We start from the raw sequence: 17,420 nt of genomic DNA on the forward strand, positions 1-17,420 counted from the left end.
GAAACGCGAAGGAGGTCTTCGATGGACGTTCACGAGTATCAGGCCAAGGAGCTTCTCGCGAGCTTCGGTGTGGCCGTCGCCAAGGGTGCCGTCGCCTTCAGCCCCGATCAGGCCGTCTACGCCGCGACCGAGCTCGGCGGTTCTTTCTGGGCCGTGAAGGCGCAGATTCATGCCGGCGCCCGCGGCAAGGCCGGCGGGATCAAGCTGTGCCGGACCTACAACGAGGTTCGCGACGCCGCCAAGAACATGCTCGGCAAGCGCCTCGTGACGGCCCAGACCGGTCCCGAGGGCAAGCCGGTCCAGCGCGTCTACATCGAAACCGCCGACCCGTTCGATCGCGAGATCTATCTCGGCTACGTTCTCGACCGTAAGGCCGAGCGCGTCCGCGTCATCGCCTCCAAGCACGGCGGCATGGATATCGAAGAGATCGCCGAGAAGGACCCCGAGGCCCTGATCCAGGTCGTCGTCGAGCCGGCCGTCGGCCTGCAGCAGTTCCAGGCCCGCGAGATCGCATTCCAGCTCGGCCTGAACATCAAGCAGGTCTCGGCCGCGGTGAAGACGATCATGAACGCCTACCGCGCGTTCCGCGATTGCGACGGCACCATGCTCGAGATCAACCCGCTCGTCGTCACCAAGGACGACCGTGTGCTGGCGCTCGATGCCAAGATGTCCTTCGACGACAACGCGCTGTTCCGCCGCCGCAACATCGCCGACATGCACGATCCCTCGCAGGGCGATCCGCGCGAGGCGCAGGCCGCCGAGCACGCGCTCAACTACATCGGCCTCGACGGCGAGATCGGCTGCATCGTCAACGGTGCGGGTCTGGCCATGGCAACCATGGATATGATCAAGCATGCGGGCGGCTCGCCGGCGAACTTCTTGGATGTCGGCGGCGGTGCCAGCCCCGAGCGCGTCGCGACCGCCTTCCGCCTCGTCCTGTCCGACGACAACGTGAAGGTGATCCTGGTGAACATCTTCGCCGGCATCAACCGCTGCGACTGGATCGCCGAGGGTGTGGTGCAGGCGGCCAAGGAGGTGAAGCTCGCGGTTCCGCTCGTGGTGCGTCTCGCCGGCACGAACGTCGAGGCCGGCAAGAAGATCCTCGCCGATTCGGGGCTCGACCTCATCACCGCCGACAGCCTGTCCGAGGCTGCCCAGAAGGCGGTCGAAGCCAGCAGACACGCCAAGCACTAAGCCCGCGAAAGGGAGGATTACGCCATGAGCATTCTCATCGACGAGAAGACCCCGATCATCGTCCAGGGCATCACGGGCGACAAGGGTACGTTCCACGCCAAGGAAATGATCGAGTACGGCGCCAACGTCGTCGGCGGCGTCACGCCCGGCAAGGGCGGCAAGACCCATGTCGGCGTGCCGGTGTTCAACACCGTCAAGGACGCGGTCCGCGAGACCGGCGCCACCACCTCCATCACCTTCGTCGCGCCGCCCTTCGCCATGGACGCGATCATGGAGGCGGCCGATGCCGGCCTGAAGCTCGTCTGCTCGATCACCGACGGCATCCCCGCCCAGGACATGATGCGGGTGAAGCGCTACCTGATGCGCTACCCCAAGGATCGCCGCACCATGGTGGTCGGCCCGAACTGCGCCGGCATCATCTCGCCCGGCAAGTCGATGCTCGGCATCATGCCCGGCAGCATCTACAAGCAGGGCAATGTCGGCGTGATCTCGCGCTCGGGCACCCTCGGCTACGAGGCCGCGGCGCAGATGAAGGCGCTCGGCATCGGCATCTCGACCTCGGTCGGCATCGGCGGCGACCCGATCAACGGCTCGTCCTTCCTCGACCACCTCGCCCTGTTCGAGGAGGATCCGGAGACGGAAGCCGTGCTGATCATCGGCGAGATCGGCGGCCCGCAGGAGGCCGAGGCCTCGGCCTGGATCAAGGACAATTTCTCCAAGCCCGTCGTCGGCTTCGTCGCTGGCCTCACAGCCCCGAAAGGCCGCCGCATGGGCCATGCGGGCGCGATCATCTCCGCCTCGGGCGACAGCGCTGCCGAGAAGGCCGAGATCATGAAGTCCTACGGCCTCACCGTCGCGCCGGATCCGGGCTCGTTCGGCACGACCGTCGCTCAGGTGCTCGGCCAGCGTAAGGCGGCCTGAAAAATCTCCAAACCTCCCCCCTCTGCGGGGGAGGGTGCCTCGCAGATGCGAGGCGGGAGAGGGGAGCACCCTCTCCAGAACCGGCGCTCCCCTCTCCCGACCCGCTTCGCGGGCCACCCTCTTCCGCAGAGGGGGAGAGGGTTTGGCGTCGCGACACCCACCAATTCCAAGGTGACCCTCCGATGACCGTCACCCTTCACCCGTCACCGACGCCGAGCACCGGCGACACCTTCGCGCCGCCCGTGATCACGGGCACGTCGGCGAAGGATGCGCTCGACATCCTGTTCCACGCGCTGGTCGACGTCGCCCGGCGTCACGATCCGGAACTGGAAGAGGTGCTGCACGGCCGCGCCGACATCTCGACCTTCACGCCGGAGATGCTCGCCCGCGCGCTCCAGGTACAGGGCATCTGGTTCCAGCTGCTCTCGATCGCCGAGCAGAACGCCGCCATGCGCCGCCGCCGCCATATCGAGCGCGACGAGGGACGTTCTGCGCTGGGCGGCTCCTTCGCGAAGGTGCTGGCGGAGGCCTCCGCCAACGGCATCGACGGGCCGCAGATCCATGCGCTGCTGAAGGACCTGCGCATCCGCCCGACCATCACCGCGCATCCCACCGAGGGCAAGCGCGTCACGGTGCTGGAAAAGCTGCGCCGGATCTATCTCGTGCTGCGCGAGCTAGAGATCCCGCGCTGGACCGAGCGCGAGCGCAACGGCCTGATGAACGAGTTGCGCGACCAGATCGAGCTGATCTGGATGACGGGCGAGCTGCATCTGGAAAAAGCCACCGTCGAGCGGGAGGTCGCCTGGGGCCTGCACTTCTTCGACGAGTCGCTGTTCGAAATGCTGCCCGAGGTTTTATATTCGCTCGAAGAAAGCCTGGCGCAGTACTATCCGGACGAGACCTTCGAGGTTCCGGCCTTCTTCCAGTTCGGCTCCTGGATCGGTGGCGACCGTGACGGCAACCCCTACGTCACGTCCTCGGTCACCCGCGAGACGCTGCAGAAGAACGCACTGGCGAGCCTGCGGCGCTACCGCGACCGCATCACCCATCTCGGCCGCGTGCTCTCGATCACCGAACGCTCGCTGCCGGTGCCAGAGAAATTCCAGAAGGAACTGACGCAGGCGCTCTCCGAGAGCGGCGACGGCCGGGCCGTCGCCAGCCGCAATCCCGGCGAGCCATACCGGCAGTTCCTGACCTGCATCCTGCGTAAGCTCGAAGCCACCATCCAGCGCAACAAGGGCTCGCGCCCGACCGGCGCCGATTATCCGAGCGCCGACGGGCTGATCAACGACCTGCGGGTGCTTGAGCAGGGGCTCGCCGACGCGAAGTGCCTGTCGCTCGCCACCGACATGGTGCGTCCGGTACGTCGCATGGTCGAGATTTTTCGCTTTTCGACCGTCAGGCTCGATCTGCGCGAGAACACCACGCGCACCACCAAGACGCTGCAGGCGCTCTGGAAGCAGAGGATCGGCGACCGCAAGCCGATGCCGAAGGAGGATACGCCCGAGTGGCGTGAGTGGCTGCTGACCGAGCTCGGCCGGCCGCGCAACCCCGAGGCCACCTTCGACGACCTGCCCGACGAGGCCAGGGAGACGCTTGAAACCTTCGCCCTCGTCGGCGAGATGCGCGAGCAGCTCGACCGCGAGGCCTTCGGCAGTTTCATCCTGTCGATGACGCGCTCGACCAACGACGTGCTCGGCGCCTACCTGCTGGCCAAGGAAGCCGGCATCTTCCTCGACGCCGCCGGCACCGAGATCTGCCCGCTGCCGATCGTGCCGCTGTTCGAGACGATCGACGACCTGCGCGCCGCGCCGACCATTATGAAGGAGCTCTTGAACGTCCCCGTCGTGCGTCGCTCCACGCGCTGGCAGGGCGGCGTGCAGGAGGTGATGATCGGCTATTCGGACTCGAACAAGGATGGCGGCTTCATCGCCTCGAACTGGGAGCTGTCGAAGGCCCAGAGCCGGCTGACCGATCTCGGCAAGCAGGCCGGCGTGCCGATCGCCTTCTTCCATGGCCGCGGCGGCTCGGTGAGCCGCGGCGGCGTGCCGACGCGACGCGGAATCCTGGCGCAACCGCCGGGCTCGATCAACGGGCGCTTCCGCACCACCGAGCAGGGCGAGGTGGTCTCGTTCAAATACGCGAACCGCGGCACCGCGGCCTACCAGATGGAGCTGCTCGCCTCCTCGGTGTTGGAGCATGCGCTTCAATCCGAGCGCGAGACCAAGGGCCAGCCCCGCAACGAGTTCGACGACGCGCTGGAAGCGCTCTCCGGCGCCTCGCGGGCAGCGTATGTGAACCTGCTCCAGCACGATGGGCTGGTCGATTACTTCCAGGCCGCGAGCCCCCTCGACGAGATCGCGCTGCTCAACATCGGCTCGCGCCCGGCCCGGCGCTTCGGCGCAAAGTCGCTCGACGACCTGCGCGCGATTCCCTGGGTCTTCGCCTGGGCCCAGAATCGGCACGCCATCACCGGCTGGTATGGCGTCGGCTCGGGGCTGCAGAGCTTCATCGAGGTGCGCGGCGAGAGCGGCGAGCGGCTGCTCAAGCGGCTGTTCCAGGAATCGCGGGTCTTCCGCCTCGTCCTCGACGAGGTGGAGAAGACGCTGCTCATGGTCGACCTCGACATCGCCCGCGACTATGCCGGGCTCGTCGCAGACGAGAAAATCCGCCACGACGTCTTCTCGATGATCGAGGCGGAATACGAGCTGACCAAGCGCATGGTGCTGCGCGTCAGCGGCGACACCGAACTCGCCGAGCGCTTCCCGCTGTTCCGCGACCGCCTCAACGGGCGACTGCCGACCATCAACCAGGTCAGCCGCGAACAGGTCGAGCTGCTGCGTCGTTATCGCAGCGAGGAGGACGAGGACCGGCGCGAGGCTGTGAAGTCCGCGCTGCTTCTCTCGATCAACTGCATCGCCGTCGGCTTCGGAGCCACCGGCTAAATCTTCAAACGGAGGAAACGAGAATGAGCTTCACCCTGATCCCGACGCCGACGGCGCGACTGCATCGCTCCGAGCTGGCCGTTCCCGGCTCGAACCCGACCTTCATGGAGAAGTCGGCCTCGTCGAACGCCGACGTGATCTTCCTCGATCTCGAGGACGCGGTCGCTCCGGACGACAAGGAGAAGGCCCGCACCAACATCATCGCCGCCCTCAACGATATCGATTGGGGCAACAAGACCATGATGATCCGCATCAACGGTCTCGACACCCACTACATGTACCGCGACGTCGTCGACATCGTGGAGGCCTGTCCGCGCCTCGACATGATCCTGATCCCCAAGGTTGGCGTTGCTGCCGACGTCTACGCCATCGACGTGCTGACCACCCAGATCGAGCAGGCGAAGAAGCGCGAGAAGAAGATCGGCTTCGAGGTGCTGATCGAGACCGCGCTCGGCATGGCCAACGTCGAGGCGATCGCCCAGTCCTCGCCGCGCCTCGAAGCGATGTCGTTCGGTGTCGCCGACTACGCCGCCTCGACCCGCGCCCGCGCCCAGGTGATCGGCGGCGTGAACCCGGACTTCAGCGTGCTCACCGACAAGGACGAGGCCGGCAAGCGCGAGACGCATTGGCAGGACCCGTGGCTGTTCGCCCAGCAGCGCATGCTGGTCGCCTGCCGCGCCTACGGCCTGCGCCCGATCGATGGTCCCTTCGGCGATTTCTCCGACCAGGACGGCTACATCTCCGCTGCCCGGCGCTGCGCGTCGGCAGGCTACGAGGGCAAGTGGGCCATCCACCCCTCGCAGATCGATCTCGCCAACGAGGTGTTCACTCCCTCCGAGGCCGAGGTCACCAAGGCGCGTCGCATCCTCGAGGCGATGAAGGAAGCCGCCAAGGCCGGCCGCGGCGCCGTCTCGCTGGACGGCCGCCTCATCGACATCGCCTCGATCCGCATGGCCGAGGCGCTGATTTCGAAGGCGGACGCGATGTCCGGCAAGTGATCGATTCGGGCTTTCCGGCCTGATCGCGAAGCCGCTCCGGATCGACCGGGGCGGCTTTTTCGTTTTCTTCACCGGGGCCGGTCGGTCCCAGAGCCAGCAGGAGTCACCAGCCATGCACGTCACCATCGAACACGCCGAAAAGGCCATCGAAGCCGCGCGCCGGAAGGCGGTCGAACTCGGCACGCAGATGTGCATCGCCGTCGTCGATTCCGGCGGTAACCTGAAGGCCTTCTACCGGATGGACGGCGCCTGGGTCGGCTCCATCGACATCGCGCAGAAGAAGGCCAAGACCGCCGTGTTCTTCGGCATGAAAACCGGTGCCATCGGCGGCCTCTCTCAGCCTGGCGGCCCGCTCTACGGCATCGAGCACTCGAATGACGGGCTGATCACCTTCCCCGGTGGCATTCCGATCGTCGACACGGACGGCGAGATGTCCGGCGCCATCGGCGTCAGCGGCTCGTCGGTGGAGAACGACGATGCGGTGGCGCTGGCCGGAGCCCAGGCCATCGGCAACACCGAGCTGCCAGAGCATCCCTGGCGGACCTGAACCGCGTCGGGCGCACCCGAAAGAACCACCGGTTAAGCATGAGGCCGTATCACCGACCTCATGGTTTCCAGTGAGGACAAGGAGCGCCGATGACCAGGGAGCAACTCGCCGCCGAGCTGAAGCGCATGGCCTCCTCGCAGGTCAGCGACATCACACGTGCGGTGAAGGACGGCCACAAGACCATCGCCCTCAACGAGCTGGCCGACCTCGACCGCCAGCTCAAGGCGCTGGCGACTGCACTCAAGTCAAAGCCGGCCGCCCTGCGGGCGTGACGTCGTTGCGACGACGGCTCTGGAAGCCGGCACCGCAGACTGAGCCAGACACGAAGACGGGCGCGTCCTTGCCGGATGCGCCCGTTTCTCGTTCAGATGGAGCGGAGACCGCTACCAGCGCGGCGGGCCGTCCCAGCCGCCATACGGTACGTCGGCCGGCGGCAGCGGATGGGGCCGGTAGAAGCTCGGCCTGAAGCGCGCTCCGGGCCGTTCGTCGCAGATGCGCACGCGCCGTTCCACCTCCTCGCCGAAGGCGTCGATACGGTGCTTGACGATGGTCCGGCACTCTTCGTCGGGCGGCGGCGGAGCGAAATGGGGGCCGGCAACGAAGCGCGGTCCGTAGGCGACGGGCCGGCGCGGGGGAGGCGGCAACTCCTCTTCGATGCGCTCGTCCCGGTAGACCCGGTGCGGAACCGGCTCGATGCCGGGATACGGCGGATCGGCAAAATCGGCGGCGAGCGCGGGGACGGCCGCGAGCACCGCCAGGGTGCCGAGGCCGAGACCGGCAAGCCGTCTCACGACAGGGTGCGACATGGTCGAAATTCCTGAACAGCCACGAGCGGTCGCAAGACGCGCCGTCGTTGCAAGCAGGATCATCGCGCGGCCGAGCTGAACGAATCCGTGCGCCCGCACACGGAAACCGTTCAGCTGGACCCAGCCGCTCATCGGAGCCGTAGCGATGCGCCCGGTGGTCGAGAACGCTCCCGTCGATCTCCGCGAAGCCGAGCGCCGCACGCTGCGCCGCGACTGGCTATTCTCGCAAGGCCATGTGCGCTGCGGTCTCACCTGGGAAACTTGACGAAGCCTCTGGCGCGACGGTGCGTCGTCGTTGATCAGGGAAACATGATCATTCGTCCCCGCCCCGGCCTCGTCGCGATCCTGTTCACCCTGCGCGGCTCGATCCTGCCGCAGGTGGCGCCGAAGGTGCTCGGCATCGCCCTCGTCGCCTGCCTCGTCACGGCAGCTGAGCGGCAATGGCCGGGGCGGTTTCCGGAGGCCGTAGGCGTCGGGCCGTTCACGCTGATCGGGCTGGCGCTGTCGATCTTCCTGAGCTTCCGCAACGGCGCCTGCTACGACCGCTGGTGGGAAGCGCGCAAAGCCTGGGGGGCGCTGATCGTGGAGGTGCGCGGCCTCGCCCGGACGCTGCCGGCGCTCCTGCCGGGGCCGGAGCACGAGGCGTTCCGCCGGCGCGCCCTACGCCGGATCGCAGGGTTTTCGCACGCGCTGCACGCCTCGTTGCGGGGCGGCAGCGTGGTGGCGGCTGCCATGCCCTGGCTCCCGGCCGCGGAGGCCGGCACGCTGGCGCAGCGTCCGAGCGTAGCCGACGCCATCCTCGCGGACCTCACCGTCGATCTCGGCGCCATCCAGCGCGGAGGTGCTCTCAGCGACGTCCTCTACGGAGTGATCGAACAGAAGATCGCGGCCCTGTCGCAGATCCAGGCGGTGTGCGAGCGCATCCACGGTACGCCGCTGCCCTTCGCCTACACCTTGCTGCTCTACCGGACGGCCTGGCTCTACTGCCTGCTGCTGCCCTTCGGCCTCGCCGCGTCCCTCGGCTGGGCGACGCCGCTGGCGGCGGCCCTCGTCGCCTACACCTTCTTCGGCCTCGACGCGCTGGGCGACGAACTCGAAGAGCCCTTCGGCACCGACGCCAACGACCTGCCGCTGGACGCCCTGCTCAGCGTCGTCGACGCAGCCATCCTCGACGCTTTGGGCGAGGCCGCACCCGCTGCTCCGAAGCCGGAAGGCTACGTGCTGCGCTGACGCTTCCCGGCCGCCGCATCGTTCTCCGCCACCTCCGGTGCGACTTGGCCGTAGTTCAGCACCGAGACCAGGGCGACGCCGCCGATCACGTTGCCGACCAGCGTCGGCACGAAGAAGTGCCAGACGTAGTCGCCCATGCCGATCGAGCCCGTCACGACGAGGTAGAAGGCATCGACTGAGCCGGCGACGATGTGCGCGAGCCCGCACATCGAGACGAGCCACGTCATCAGGATGATGATGAACGGCGCCGCGGAGCCGGTGGCCGGCAGGATCCAGACCATCAGCGCGATCAGCCAGCCGGCGAAGACCGCCTTGACCAGAGTCGTCAGGAACGGCCCCTCGACGGCGTGCCGGCTCAGCTCGGTGAAGGCCGCGCGGACCTCCGGCTTGAACGCGTCGGAATGACCGAGGGCGTAGGCGATCAGCAGGGTCGCCGCGACGTTGCCGACTAGCACGATCCCCCAGAGCCGCCCCACGCGCCAGAGGTTGGCAAGCGTGCGCTCGTGCAGCAGCGGCAGGATTGGCGTAACCGTGTTTTCGGTGAAGAGTTGCTGGCGCCCGAGCACGACGATCAGAAAGCCGATCGAGTAGCCGAAGCTGGAGACGAGTTCGGCCCAGGGCGATTCCGGCAGGTGCGCTTTCAGGACCCCCGGCACGATCAGCGAGAACCCCATCGTGAGCCCGGCGGCGAAGGCAGACAGTGCCAGCGCGGTCACCGTACGGCGCAACTCCTCTTCGCCCTCGGCCCGGATGATCTCGTGCAGGAGCAGCGCGTCTGGCCGATGCTTCTCCTCGACCTCCTCCTCGGTATCCCGCTGCTTCTCGGCTGCCTCGGCGCGGCTTTCCTCGGTCATGACGCCCTCGAACGATCGACGATGAGGCCAAACGTCCGGCATCGCGAATTCTATCCCCTGACACGTACTGCGCGGAGCATCGGCACGGAGATCACCGACGCAGTCCGGCGAGCAGGGCCTCGATCTCGACGCGTGCAGCGGCCACGGCCCCGGCGTCCCGGCCGCGCACGACGATACGGTTGGCAAAACCCTCCTGCGTCATTGAGGGATAGGACCCGATCGACACGGCGCCATGCGCCGCCGCGATCGTCGCGAGACCACCCGCGAAGCTGCCTTCGGGGAGCTTTCCCGCCTCGATGGTCTCGGAGATCACGGGGACGCCCTGCGAGAGGCCCGGCAGGATGGCGTCGAGCATAGCGTTCATGATCTGCGGCACGCCGGCCATGACGAAGACGTTGCCGATGGAAAAGCCCGGCGCCTTCGAGACCGGATTCGGGATCAGGTCGGCTCCGTCGGGGATGCGGGCCATGCGCAAGCGTGCCGCGTTCAGATCTTCCGGCTTGTGCCGCTCCAGGAGCATCACACGGGCGCGCTCGTCGATGCCGATGCCGACCCCGAAGGCGGCGGCGATGCTGTCGGCGGTGATGTCGTCGTGGGTCGGGCCGATGCCGCCGGTGGTGAACAGATAGGTGTAGCGCTCACGCAGCGCATTCACCGCCGCGACGATCTCCTCGGTCACGTCCGGCACGACGCGGACCTCGCGCAGGTCGATGCCGATCTCGGTGAGCCGCTCGGCGATCGACCCAATGTTCTTGTCCTTGGTGCGGCCGGACAGGATCTCGTCGCCGATGACGAGCACGGCGGCGGTGACGGCTGGGGTCGGCTCGGACATCGGGACTCGGGGGCGAGCGTGGATCGGCTGAGCGTGGCAAGTAGCGCGCCCCGGATTATACGCCAGCGCCTTCGCCTCACGGCACGCTGGTGCTACGCGGCGCGATGCGTTTTCAAAAGCCCCTGATCGAAGCGCGGCTGGTCCAGCGCTACAAGCGCTTCCTCGCCGACATGGTGCTGGCCGACGGCACGACGGTTACCGCCCATTGCGCCAATCCCGGTGCGATGCTCGGGCTGAATGCGCCGGGCAGCCGCGTGCTGCTCTCGACCTCCGACAGCAAGACCAGGAAGCTCCCGTATTCCTGGGAGCTGGTCGAGGCCGAACTGCCGGGCGGCCCGCAATGGGTCGGGATCAACACGCTGCGCCCGAACGCCCTGGTGGAGGAGGCATTTCACGCCGGAGCGCTGGCGCCGCTCGCCGGCTATACCGGCCTACGGCCCGAGGTCGCCTACGGCACGGCGAGCCGGGTCGACTTCCTCGCGACGGGCGAGGGGCTGCCGCCCTGCCATGTCGAGGTGAAGAACTGCCACCTGATGCGGCAGGCCGGCCTCGCCGAGTTTCCCGATTGCAAGGCCGCCCGCAGCGCCCGCCATATGGTCGAACTCGCCAACGTCGTCGCAAGTGGGGGCCGGGCGATGCTGATCGTCGTGGTGCAGATGCGGGCGGAGGTCTTCGACGTCGCCCGCGACATCGATCCGGCCTTCGACCGGGCGTTCCGGGCGGCCCGTGAGGCCGGCGTCGAGGTCCACGCCTATCGCTGCCGCATCACGCCGGAGGAGGTCGTCATCGCCGACGCGATCCCGGTGATGGGCCCGGGCTGATCAGTCCCGCTCGAACATCAGGTTCAGCCGGGTCGCCGCGAGGCGGCGATAGCCGTAGCCCTCCAGCAGCGCCGGCAGGTCGATGTGCCATTGCTCGGTGCCGTTCTCGACGATGAGCAGCTTCGGCAGCAAGCTCTTGGGCGCCTCGCGCAGGAACGGCTCGAGAATCAGGTCCTCGGCGCCCTCGACGTCGAGCTTCACCGCGTCGATCTGCGAAATCCCCTCCGACTGGCACAGCCCGAGCAGCGTCACCGCCGGCACCTTGATCTCGGCGCCCTGGTTGGTGCCGACGATCTTGACGCTCGACTCGCCCTGGTTGCGCGCATCGATGAAGAGCGTCAGCTCGCCGGCCTTGTCGGCCACCGCGCAGGCCACCGCCTTGATGGTGCCGTAGGGGTTCTGGCCGATGTTGTAGATCAGCTTGTCGAACACGGCGGGCTGGGGCTCGACCGCCAGGATCTTGGCTCGCGGTCCGGCGAAGGCGCCGACGAAAAGCGCGTAGGCGCCGATATTCGCACCGATATCGAGAAACACGCCGTTCTGCGGCATGCGGGCCTTGAGGATCACCCGCTCCTCGGGATCGAAGAACTGCGGCGTGAACAGCACCTTCTTCTCGCAATTGTTGTCGTAGGGGTGCAGCCGCATGCGTGCGCCGTAGCGCTCGACATCGAGCGGCTTGCCCCTCAGCATCGAGATCGCGATCCGCCGCAGCAGCATCGCCGTGCGGCGCCCGCGCCAGCTGCCCTCGGGCAGCGTCTGCGTGTGGGCTGCGATGCGGGCGACGAGCCCGGTCGGGGCGTAGGTGCCGTAGGGCTGCGTGTCCTTCATGCCGAGGGGTGATGCCAGCCGGATCGATCCTCGGCAAGTCGGGTGTAACCGACCGCACACGCTTTGATTTTTGCTTGCCCCCGCGCCAAGACACGCCAAACGAGGAGCCGAGCCCGTGCAGACCTTCGATTCCGACGGCGTGACCATCGCCTTCATCGATGTTCCGGCCAAAGGCGGCACGGGCGATCCCGTGCTGCTCGTCCACGGCTTCGCCTCGACCCACGCGGTCAACTGGGTGAACACGCTCTGGGTACGCACGCTGACGGATGCCGGCTACCGGGTGATCGCGCTGGACAACCGCGGCCACGGCCAGAGCCAGAAGCTCTACGCACCTGAGGCCTACGGCACCGACATCATGTCGGGCGACGCGCTGCGGCTGCTCGAACATCTCGGCATCGAACGCGCCAACGTGATGGGCTACTCGATGGGCGCCCGGATCAGCGCGGTGCTGGCGCTCGACCATCCCGAGCGTGTGCGCTCGCTGCTGATGGGCGGGCTCGGCCTCTACATGGTCGACGGCAAGGGCGGCCTGCCGGACGGCATCGCCGAGGCTTTGGAAGCCCCCCCCGGGACGCCGGCGGCGAACCCGACGGCGGCCGCCTTCCGCGCGTTCGCCGAGCAGACCAAGAGCGACCTGCGCGCGCTGGCCGCCTGTATCCGCTGCGCGCGGCATCGGCTGTCGCGGGCGGAACTCGCCCTGATCGAGACGCCGACGCTGGTCTCGGTCGGCACCCTCGACACGGTAGCCGGCTCGGGCGAGGCGCTGGCCAAGCTGATGCCGAACGCGACCTATCTCGAACTCACCGATCGCGACCACAGCAGCGCGGTCGGCGACAGAGCGCACCGCAAGGGCGTGCTGGAATTTCTGGCCAAGCGGGCCTGAGAGACGTCAGCTCTTCAGCCGATACCCCGTCTTGAACATCCAGCTCACCGCCCCGAGGCAGAGCACCAGGAACAGGGCCACCATGGTGAGGCTGATGCCGATGCCGACATCGGCCCGGCCGAAGAAGGCCCAGCGGAAGGCGCTGATCAGGTAGACGACGGGGTTGAGGTGGCTGACCGCCCGCCAGAACGGGGGCAGTACGTCGATCGAGTAGAAGCTGCCGCCGAGGAATGTCAGCGGCGTCACGATGAGCAACGGCACGAGCTGCAGCTTCTCGAAGCCGTCGGCCCAGAGCCCGATCACGAAGCCGAACAGGCTGAACGTCACGGCCGTGAGCAGCAGGAAGAAGACCATCCAGACCGGATGCGCGATGTGCAGCGGCACGAACAACGCCGCCGTGCCGAGGATGATCAGCCCGATCAGGATCGACTTCGAGGCCGCGGCGCCGACATAGCCGGCGACGATATCGAAGGGCGAGACCGGAGCCGAGAGCAGCTCATAGATCGTGCCGGCGAAGCGCGGGAAGTAAATGCCGAAGGAGGCGTTGGCGATGCTCTGCGTCAGCAGGGAGAGCATCATCAGCCCCGGCACGATGAAGGCGCCGTAGGGGACGCCGTCGACCTCCTGCACGCGCGCGCCGATCGCCGCGCCGAACACCACGAAGTAGAGCGAGGTCGAGACCACCGGTGCGACGATGCTCTGCAAGGCCGTGCGCCAGAAGCGGGCCATCTCGAAGCCGTAGATGGCGCGAATCGCGGGGGCGTTCATATCTGTTGCCCTCGCAGCTGACGCTGCAAGGGCCGTCCGCCGCACGCGCGGCGGCGCGCAGTCGCGCTTGCCGACGGCCTGCGGCTGAAAGGGTCGACGCTTTTCGCCGTCGGTGTCATGCCTGTTCCCTCACCAGATCCACGAAGATTTCTTCGAGCGAACTCTGGCTCGTCTGGAGATCCTGAAAACGGATGCCGGCGGCGGCGAGGTCGGTGAGGAGCCCGGTGATGCCGGTGCGGCCACCCCGCGTGTCATAGGTGTAGATGAGTTCTTGGCCGTTGCCGGAGAGGCTCAGGTCGTGGTCGGCCAGTAATTCGGGGATCGCATCGAGCTTGTCCTGCAGGTGCAGCGTGAGCTGCTTCTTGCCGAGCTTGCGCATCAGCTCGGCCTTCTCCTCCACCAGCACGATCTCGCCCTTGCGGATCACGCCGACCCGATCGGCCATCTCCTCGGCTTCCTCGATGTAGTGCGTGGTAAGGATGACGGTGACGCCCGATTCGCGAAGGCGCCGCACCATGCGCCACATGTCCTGGCGCAGCTCGACGTCGACGCCGGCCGTCGGCTCGTCGAGGAACAGGATCTTCGGCTCGTGACTCAGCGCCTTGGCGATGAGCACCCGGCGCTTCATGCCTCCGGACAGCGTCATGATCCTGCTGTCGCGCTTGTCCCAGAGCGACAACTCCTTGAGCACCCGCTCGATATGGCCAGGGTCCTTGCGCAGTCCGAACAGACCGCGGCTGAAGCTCACGGTATTGAACACCGTTTCGAATGCGTCGGTGGTGAGTTCCTGCGGCACCAGCCCGATCAGGCGACGGGCGGCGCGATAGTCGATCGCTATGTCGTGACCGTCGGCGACGATGGTGCCGGTGGTGGGCGTGACGATGCCGCAGACCACGTTGATCAGCGTCGACTTACCTGCGCCGTTGGGTCCGAGCAGCGCAAAGATCTCGCCGCGCCGGATCTCGAGGTTCACGTTCTTCAACGCGGAGAGGCCGGAGGCATAGGTCTTGGAGAGATCGGTGATCGTGATGATCGGCTGCATCGCGGCCTTTATGCGCAAAATCGACCCGCCAGCGCGGGGAGGGCGGCTATAGCACGTCCCTCGGGACGCGGTCGGACGTGTGGGTGTCGCAGGATGGCACCGGACGATCGCCGCCCGATTTCAGCTCTTGAAGATCGAGCCGGCCGCCTGACGCGCCGCTTCCTTGGCGGTCTTGGCCGCCTCCAGTCGCTCGATCTCGGCCCGCAGCAGAGTGATGCGCTCGGCCAGATCGCCGACGGAGAGTTCGTCGAGCTTCTGCCCGATCTCGTGGGTCGCGAGCCGGCGGGGCCGGGAATCGTCGTCGTGCATGCCTCGATCGGCGTCACCGCCGTCCCTCGCCTTGCTTGCTGGAGGAATAGCGGGGGAGGGTGCCGGCCGTCCAGGGAGGTAACGGTCATTGCGAGCGTAGCGAAGCAACGGCGGCGAGGGTTCAGAGATCCCGGCGTTCGATGCCCTCGAACGACAGGATGAAGTCCGCACCATAAGCCGTTGCCGGCGTTTGAAATCCGGGGCTTGCTTCGCCCTGCGCGGCCCGACGGGCGATCTCCACTGCCGTCAGCGCGGTCAGCGTGTAGCCTTCGGGCGATTCCATCCGACTCGCGACGCGGAGGCCGCTATCGTCCCACGCCTCGGCGAGGAACAGGCATCGCGAACGGGCGCGCTCCTCCGGTGTGGGACCGGGCGCCGCCAGGCGTTCGATGGCACGCTTGAGCAGCACTTGGCTGAACCCCGTCGCCAGGAGCCGCTTGAACGGTCGCGGCATAGCCGCCGCCCGGGCGAGCGACGGGGAGGCCTGGAAGAACACGTCGATGTCGGGGATCCTGGTCGAGTACCAGGCCGTGGCGACGTCGCCCCAGCCGAGCCCGATGGCCGAACGCGGGCCGGAGCCGAAATCGGCGCTGGCTCGGGGCGTGTCGGCGATCTCGACGATGCGGCCGCCCCGGCGCATGCGGGTGCCGCAAGCGACGCCTTCCACCATGGTCTTGGCCGTGCCGCGACTGATGCCCTGGAAACCGCCGATCGAAATCCGCAGGCGCGTGGCGCCGGGCAGCCGCCCGGCCACGTGGGCGGCGAGGCAATCGCTGGGGACGACATCGAACCCCGCCCCCGGCAGCAGCATGATCCCGGCGGCTTCGGCCTCGCCGCTGCGCGCCGCAAGCGCTTCGATCACGTCGATCTCGCCGGTGATGTCGACGTAATGCGTGGCCGTGGTCAAGCAGGCCTCGGCTATCGGCCGGGATGTCGCCGAGAACGGTCCGGCCGCGTGCAGCACGGCCTCGATCCCGGCGAGGCCGTCACGCACCGCGGCAGGTGTCTCGAGGCCGAAGGCGCGCCATTCGAGCCCGAGGCGTTCGGCGAACCCACGCACCGCATCGACGCTTCGACCCGCGAGGACGGGACGCAGCCCGCGCGCGACGGCGTGCTCCGCGCAGAGGCGGCCCGTGTAGCCGGTCGCGCCGTAGATCAGGAACGTGCTCACAGCCGGACACCTCCTGAACGAAAAAGCCGCCCGAAGGCGGCTTGGTCGATCATATAGGCGATGGCGATCAAGCCTGGAGGCGGGTCTTCACCTCGCCGAGGCTCGACTTGACGAGGTCCTGGGCCGTCTGCCCCTGAAGACGCTCGCGCAGGATCGTCTCGGAGACCTTCACCGCGGCGTCGGCGGCAGCGGCGCGAACCTGCGCGGCTGCCTGGGCCTCGGCCTGGGCGATCTTCTGCTCGGCCGACTTGGTGCGGCGGGCGATGTAATCCTCAAGCCGGACATGGCCCTCGGCATCGATGCGCTTGGCCTCCTCGTGGGCGTCGGCGACGATGCGCTCGGCGTCCTTCTCGGCCTCGGTGCGGCGGCGCTTGTAATCGGCAAGGACGGCGGCGGCCTCCTCACGCAGGCGCTTGGCCTCGTCGAGCTCGTGACGCACACGCTTGGCACGGCCATCGAGGCCCTTGGTCATCATGCCGAAGCCGCCGACCTTCCAGACGATCCCGCCGAAGATCACGAAGGCGACGGCGACCCAGAATTCTGCGGTCATCAACATGCCGGTCACAAGTCCTTACGAAGTGGCGTTTCTAGTGAACGGCGCCGAGGGCGCGGTCGAGGCTGGCGCGATCCGGCGCATGGCCGGTCAGGCGCTCGACGATGCTCGAAGCGGTCTCGCCGGCGATCTCGCGGACGTTGCCCATTGCGCGGGCGGTGCTCTCGCGGATCGTCGTCTCGGAGGCGGCGATCTTGGCGTTGAGCTCCGCTTCCTTGTCCTTGCGGCGCTTGTCGGATTCGGCGGCGAGCTTGGCGCGGGCCTCCTGGGCGATGCCCTGGGCCTTGCCCTGAGCGTCGCGGAGCGACGTCTCGTAGGCGACGCCCGCGGCATCGGCCTCGGATTTCATGCGCTGCGCCTCGTCGAGATCGGTGGCGAGGCGGCTCGAGCGTGCATGCAGGATCGCTTCGATCCGGGGCAGGGCGACCTTGGCCATCAGGTAGTAGAGCAGGCCGAAGGAGATCGCGAGCCAGATCAGCTGCGAGAGAAAGGTGTGGGTCTCGAAGGGGGGAAAGGCTGCGCCATGCGCGGGCTGCTCGGTGTGAGCGGCGCCGTGGCCGGCATCGTGACCACCGTGAGGCGTGACCACCTTCACGTCGGAATTGGCGGGCGGGGTCGTGAGGGAGTTGTGCTCGGCCATGGCCTCGTCCGGTGACGGAGATTGTCAGCTCCGACGAGCGGAGCGCCTACGCGTCGATTGAGGAAGCCGCCGCCCCGG

General features: G+C 67.5%; 19 protein-coding genes. 9 read left to right on the top strand and 10 right to left on the bottom strand.

Translation table 11 applies throughout. From position 1 onward, the window contains the following. Positions 1-21: 21 nt before the first annotated feature. The 6 genes from MFF07_RS09400 to MFF07_RS09425 all read left to right on the top strand — a co-directional run bounded on the left by MFF07_RS09400 (position 22) and on the right by MFF07_RS09425 (position 6,877). Positions 22-1,194: a malate--CoA ligase subunit beta gene (locus MFF07_RS09400; protein ID WP_147817583.1), complete on the top strand. Its 1,173-nt coding sequence runs from the start codon at positions 22-24 to the stop codon at positions 1,192-1,194. Positions 1,195-1,218: 24 nt separating this feature from the next. Then, positions 1,219-2,115 (top strand): succinate--CoA ligase subunit alpha, encoded by an 897-nt coding sequence (gene sucD, locus MFF07_RS09405; protein WP_147817582.1) that lies wholly within the window; start codon positions 1,219-1,221, stop codon positions 2,113-2,115. A gap of 182 nt (positions 2,116-2,297) precedes the next feature. Next, the gene (locus tag MFF07_RS09410; RefSeq protein WP_147817581.1) at positions 2,298-5,060 is read left to right on the top strand and encodes a phosphoenolpyruvate carboxylase; all 2,763 of its coding nucleotides are present in this window, start codon (positions 2,298-2,300) and stop codon (positions 5,058-5,060) included. 23 nt (positions 5,061-5,083) lie between these two features. Further along, positions 5,084-6,058 (top strand): HpcH/HpaI aldolase/citrate lyase family protein, encoded by a 975-nt coding sequence (locus MFF07_RS09415; RefSeq protein WP_147817580.1) that lies wholly within the window; start codon positions 5,084-5,086, stop codon positions 6,056-6,058. 112 nt (positions 6,059-6,170) lie between these two features. Continuing rightward, on the top strand, positions 6,171-6,605 hold the full coding sequence (locus tag MFF07_RS09420) for a GlcG/HbpS family heme-binding protein (protein WP_147817579.1): 435 nt from the start codon (positions 6,171-6,173) through the stop codon (positions 6,603-6,605). 89 nt (positions 6,606-6,694) lie between these two features. Beyond that, positions 6,695-6,877: a hypothetical protein gene (locus tag MFF07_RS09425; RefSeq protein WP_147817578.1), complete on the top strand. Its 183-nt coding sequence runs from the start codon at positions 6,695-6,697 to the stop codon at positions 6,875-6,877. Positions 6,878-6,988: 111 nt separating this feature from the next. Here the strand turns inward: MFF07_RS09425 and MFF07_RS09430 are convergent, their stop codons facing one another. Beyond that, positions 6,989-7,411 carry a hypothetical protein gene (locus tag MFF07_RS09430; protein WP_147817577.1) on the bottom strand — a complete coding sequence of 141 codons (423 nt, stop codon included), beginning with the start codon at positions 7,409-7,411 and terminating at the stop codon, positions 6,989-6,991. Between the two features lie 309 nt (positions 7,412-7,720). On the opposite strand from MFF07_RS09430, the gene MFF07_RS09435 reads away from it, so the two are divergent. After that, the gene (locus tag MFF07_RS09435) at positions 7,721-8,641 is read left to right on the top strand and encodes a bestrophin family protein (protein ID WP_147817576.1); all 921 of its coding nucleotides are present in this window, start codon (positions 7,721-7,723) and stop codon (positions 8,639-8,641) included. On the opposite strand, the gene MFF07_RS09440 is transcribed toward MFF07_RS09435, so the two are convergent. Then, complete coding sequence (locus tag MFF07_RS09440) at positions 8,626-9,495, bottom strand: formate/nitrite transporter family protein (protein WP_147817575.1); 870 nt, start codon at positions 9,493-9,495, stop codon at positions 8,626-8,628. The two genes, MFF07_RS09435 and MFF07_RS09440, sit on opposite strands and share 16 nt — an antisense overlap. Positions 9,496-9,586: 91 nt before the next feature. Further along, complete coding sequence (locus tag MFF07_RS09445; protein WP_238231684.1) at positions 9,587-10,327, bottom strand: competence/damage-inducible protein A; 741 nt, start codon at positions 10,325-10,327, stop codon at positions 9,587-9,589. A gap of 104 nt (positions 10,328-10,431) precedes the next feature. On the opposite strand from MFF07_RS09445, the gene sfsA reads away from it, so the two are divergent. After that, on the top strand, positions 10,432-11,148 hold the full coding sequence (sfsA, locus tag MFF07_RS09450) for a DNA/RNA nuclease SfsA (RefSeq protein WP_147817573.1): 717 nt from the start codon (positions 10,432-10,434) through the stop codon (positions 11,146-11,148). Here the strand turns inward: sfsA and MFF07_RS09455 are convergent, their stop codons facing one another. Beyond that, positions 11,149-11,976 carry an FkbM family methyltransferase gene (locus tag MFF07_RS09455; protein WP_147817572.1) on the bottom strand — a complete coding sequence of 276 codons (828 nt, stop codon included), beginning with the start codon at positions 11,974-11,976 and terminating at the stop codon, positions 11,149-11,151. It abuts the gene before it with no gap. Positions 11,977-12,091: 115 nt separating this feature from the next. Here MFF07_RS09455 and MFF07_RS09460 point away from each other — a divergent pair, with 115 nt between their 5' ends. Further along, a complete protein-coding gene (locus MFF07_RS09460; protein WP_238231686.1) occupies positions 12,092-12,859 on the top strand; it encodes an alpha/beta fold hydrolase in 768 nt (255 codons plus the stop codon). Positions 12,860-12,865: 6 nt separating this feature from the next. On the opposite strand, the gene MFF07_RS09465 is transcribed toward MFF07_RS09460, so the two are convergent. The 6 genes from MFF07_RS09465 to MFF07_RS09490 form a co-directional block, all read right to left on the bottom strand. Further along, positions 12,866-13,627 (bottom strand): ABC transporter permease, encoded by a 762-nt coding sequence (locus MFF07_RS09465; protein ID WP_147817570.1) that lies wholly within the window; start codon positions 13,625-13,627, stop codon positions 12,866-12,868. Between the two features lie 115 nt (positions 13,628-13,742). After that, positions 13,743-14,669, bottom strand: a complete 927-nt coding sequence (locus MFF07_RS09470) for an ABC transporter ATP-binding protein (protein WP_147817569.1) — start codon at positions 14,667-14,669, stop codon at positions 13,743-13,745. A gap of 120 nt (positions 14,670-14,789) precedes the next feature. Next, positions 14,790-14,978, bottom strand: a complete 189-nt coding sequence (locus tag MFF07_RS09475) for a DUF1192 domain-containing protein (protein ID WP_147817568.1) — start codon at positions 14,976-14,978, stop codon at positions 14,790-14,792. A gap of 121 nt (positions 14,979-15,099) precedes the next feature. After that, positions 15,100-16,149 (bottom strand): saccharopine dehydrogenase family protein, encoded by a 1,050-nt coding sequence (locus MFF07_RS09480; RefSeq protein WP_238231687.1) that lies wholly within the window; start codon positions 16,147-16,149, stop codon positions 15,100-15,102. Positions 16,150-16,216: 67 nt separating this feature from the next. After that, positions 16,217-16,702: a F0F1 ATP synthase subunit B family protein gene (locus MFF07_RS09485; protein ID WP_187272540.1), complete on the bottom strand. Its 486-nt coding sequence runs from the start codon at positions 16,700-16,702 to the stop codon at positions 16,217-16,219. Between the two features lie 34 nt (positions 16,703-16,736). Next, a complete protein-coding gene (locus MFF07_RS09490) occupies positions 16,737-17,342 on the bottom strand; it encodes a F0F1 ATP synthase subunit B family protein (protein ID WP_147817565.1) in 606 nt (201 codons plus the stop codon). Positions 17,343-17,420: the final 78 nt, after the last annotated feature.

The sequence above is a fragment of the Methylobacterium thuringiense genome, from assembly GCF_022179645.1.
Classification (GTDB): Bacteria; Pseudomonadota; Alphaproteobacteria; order Rhizobiales; family Beijerinckiaceae; genus Methylobacterium; species Methylobacterium thuringiense.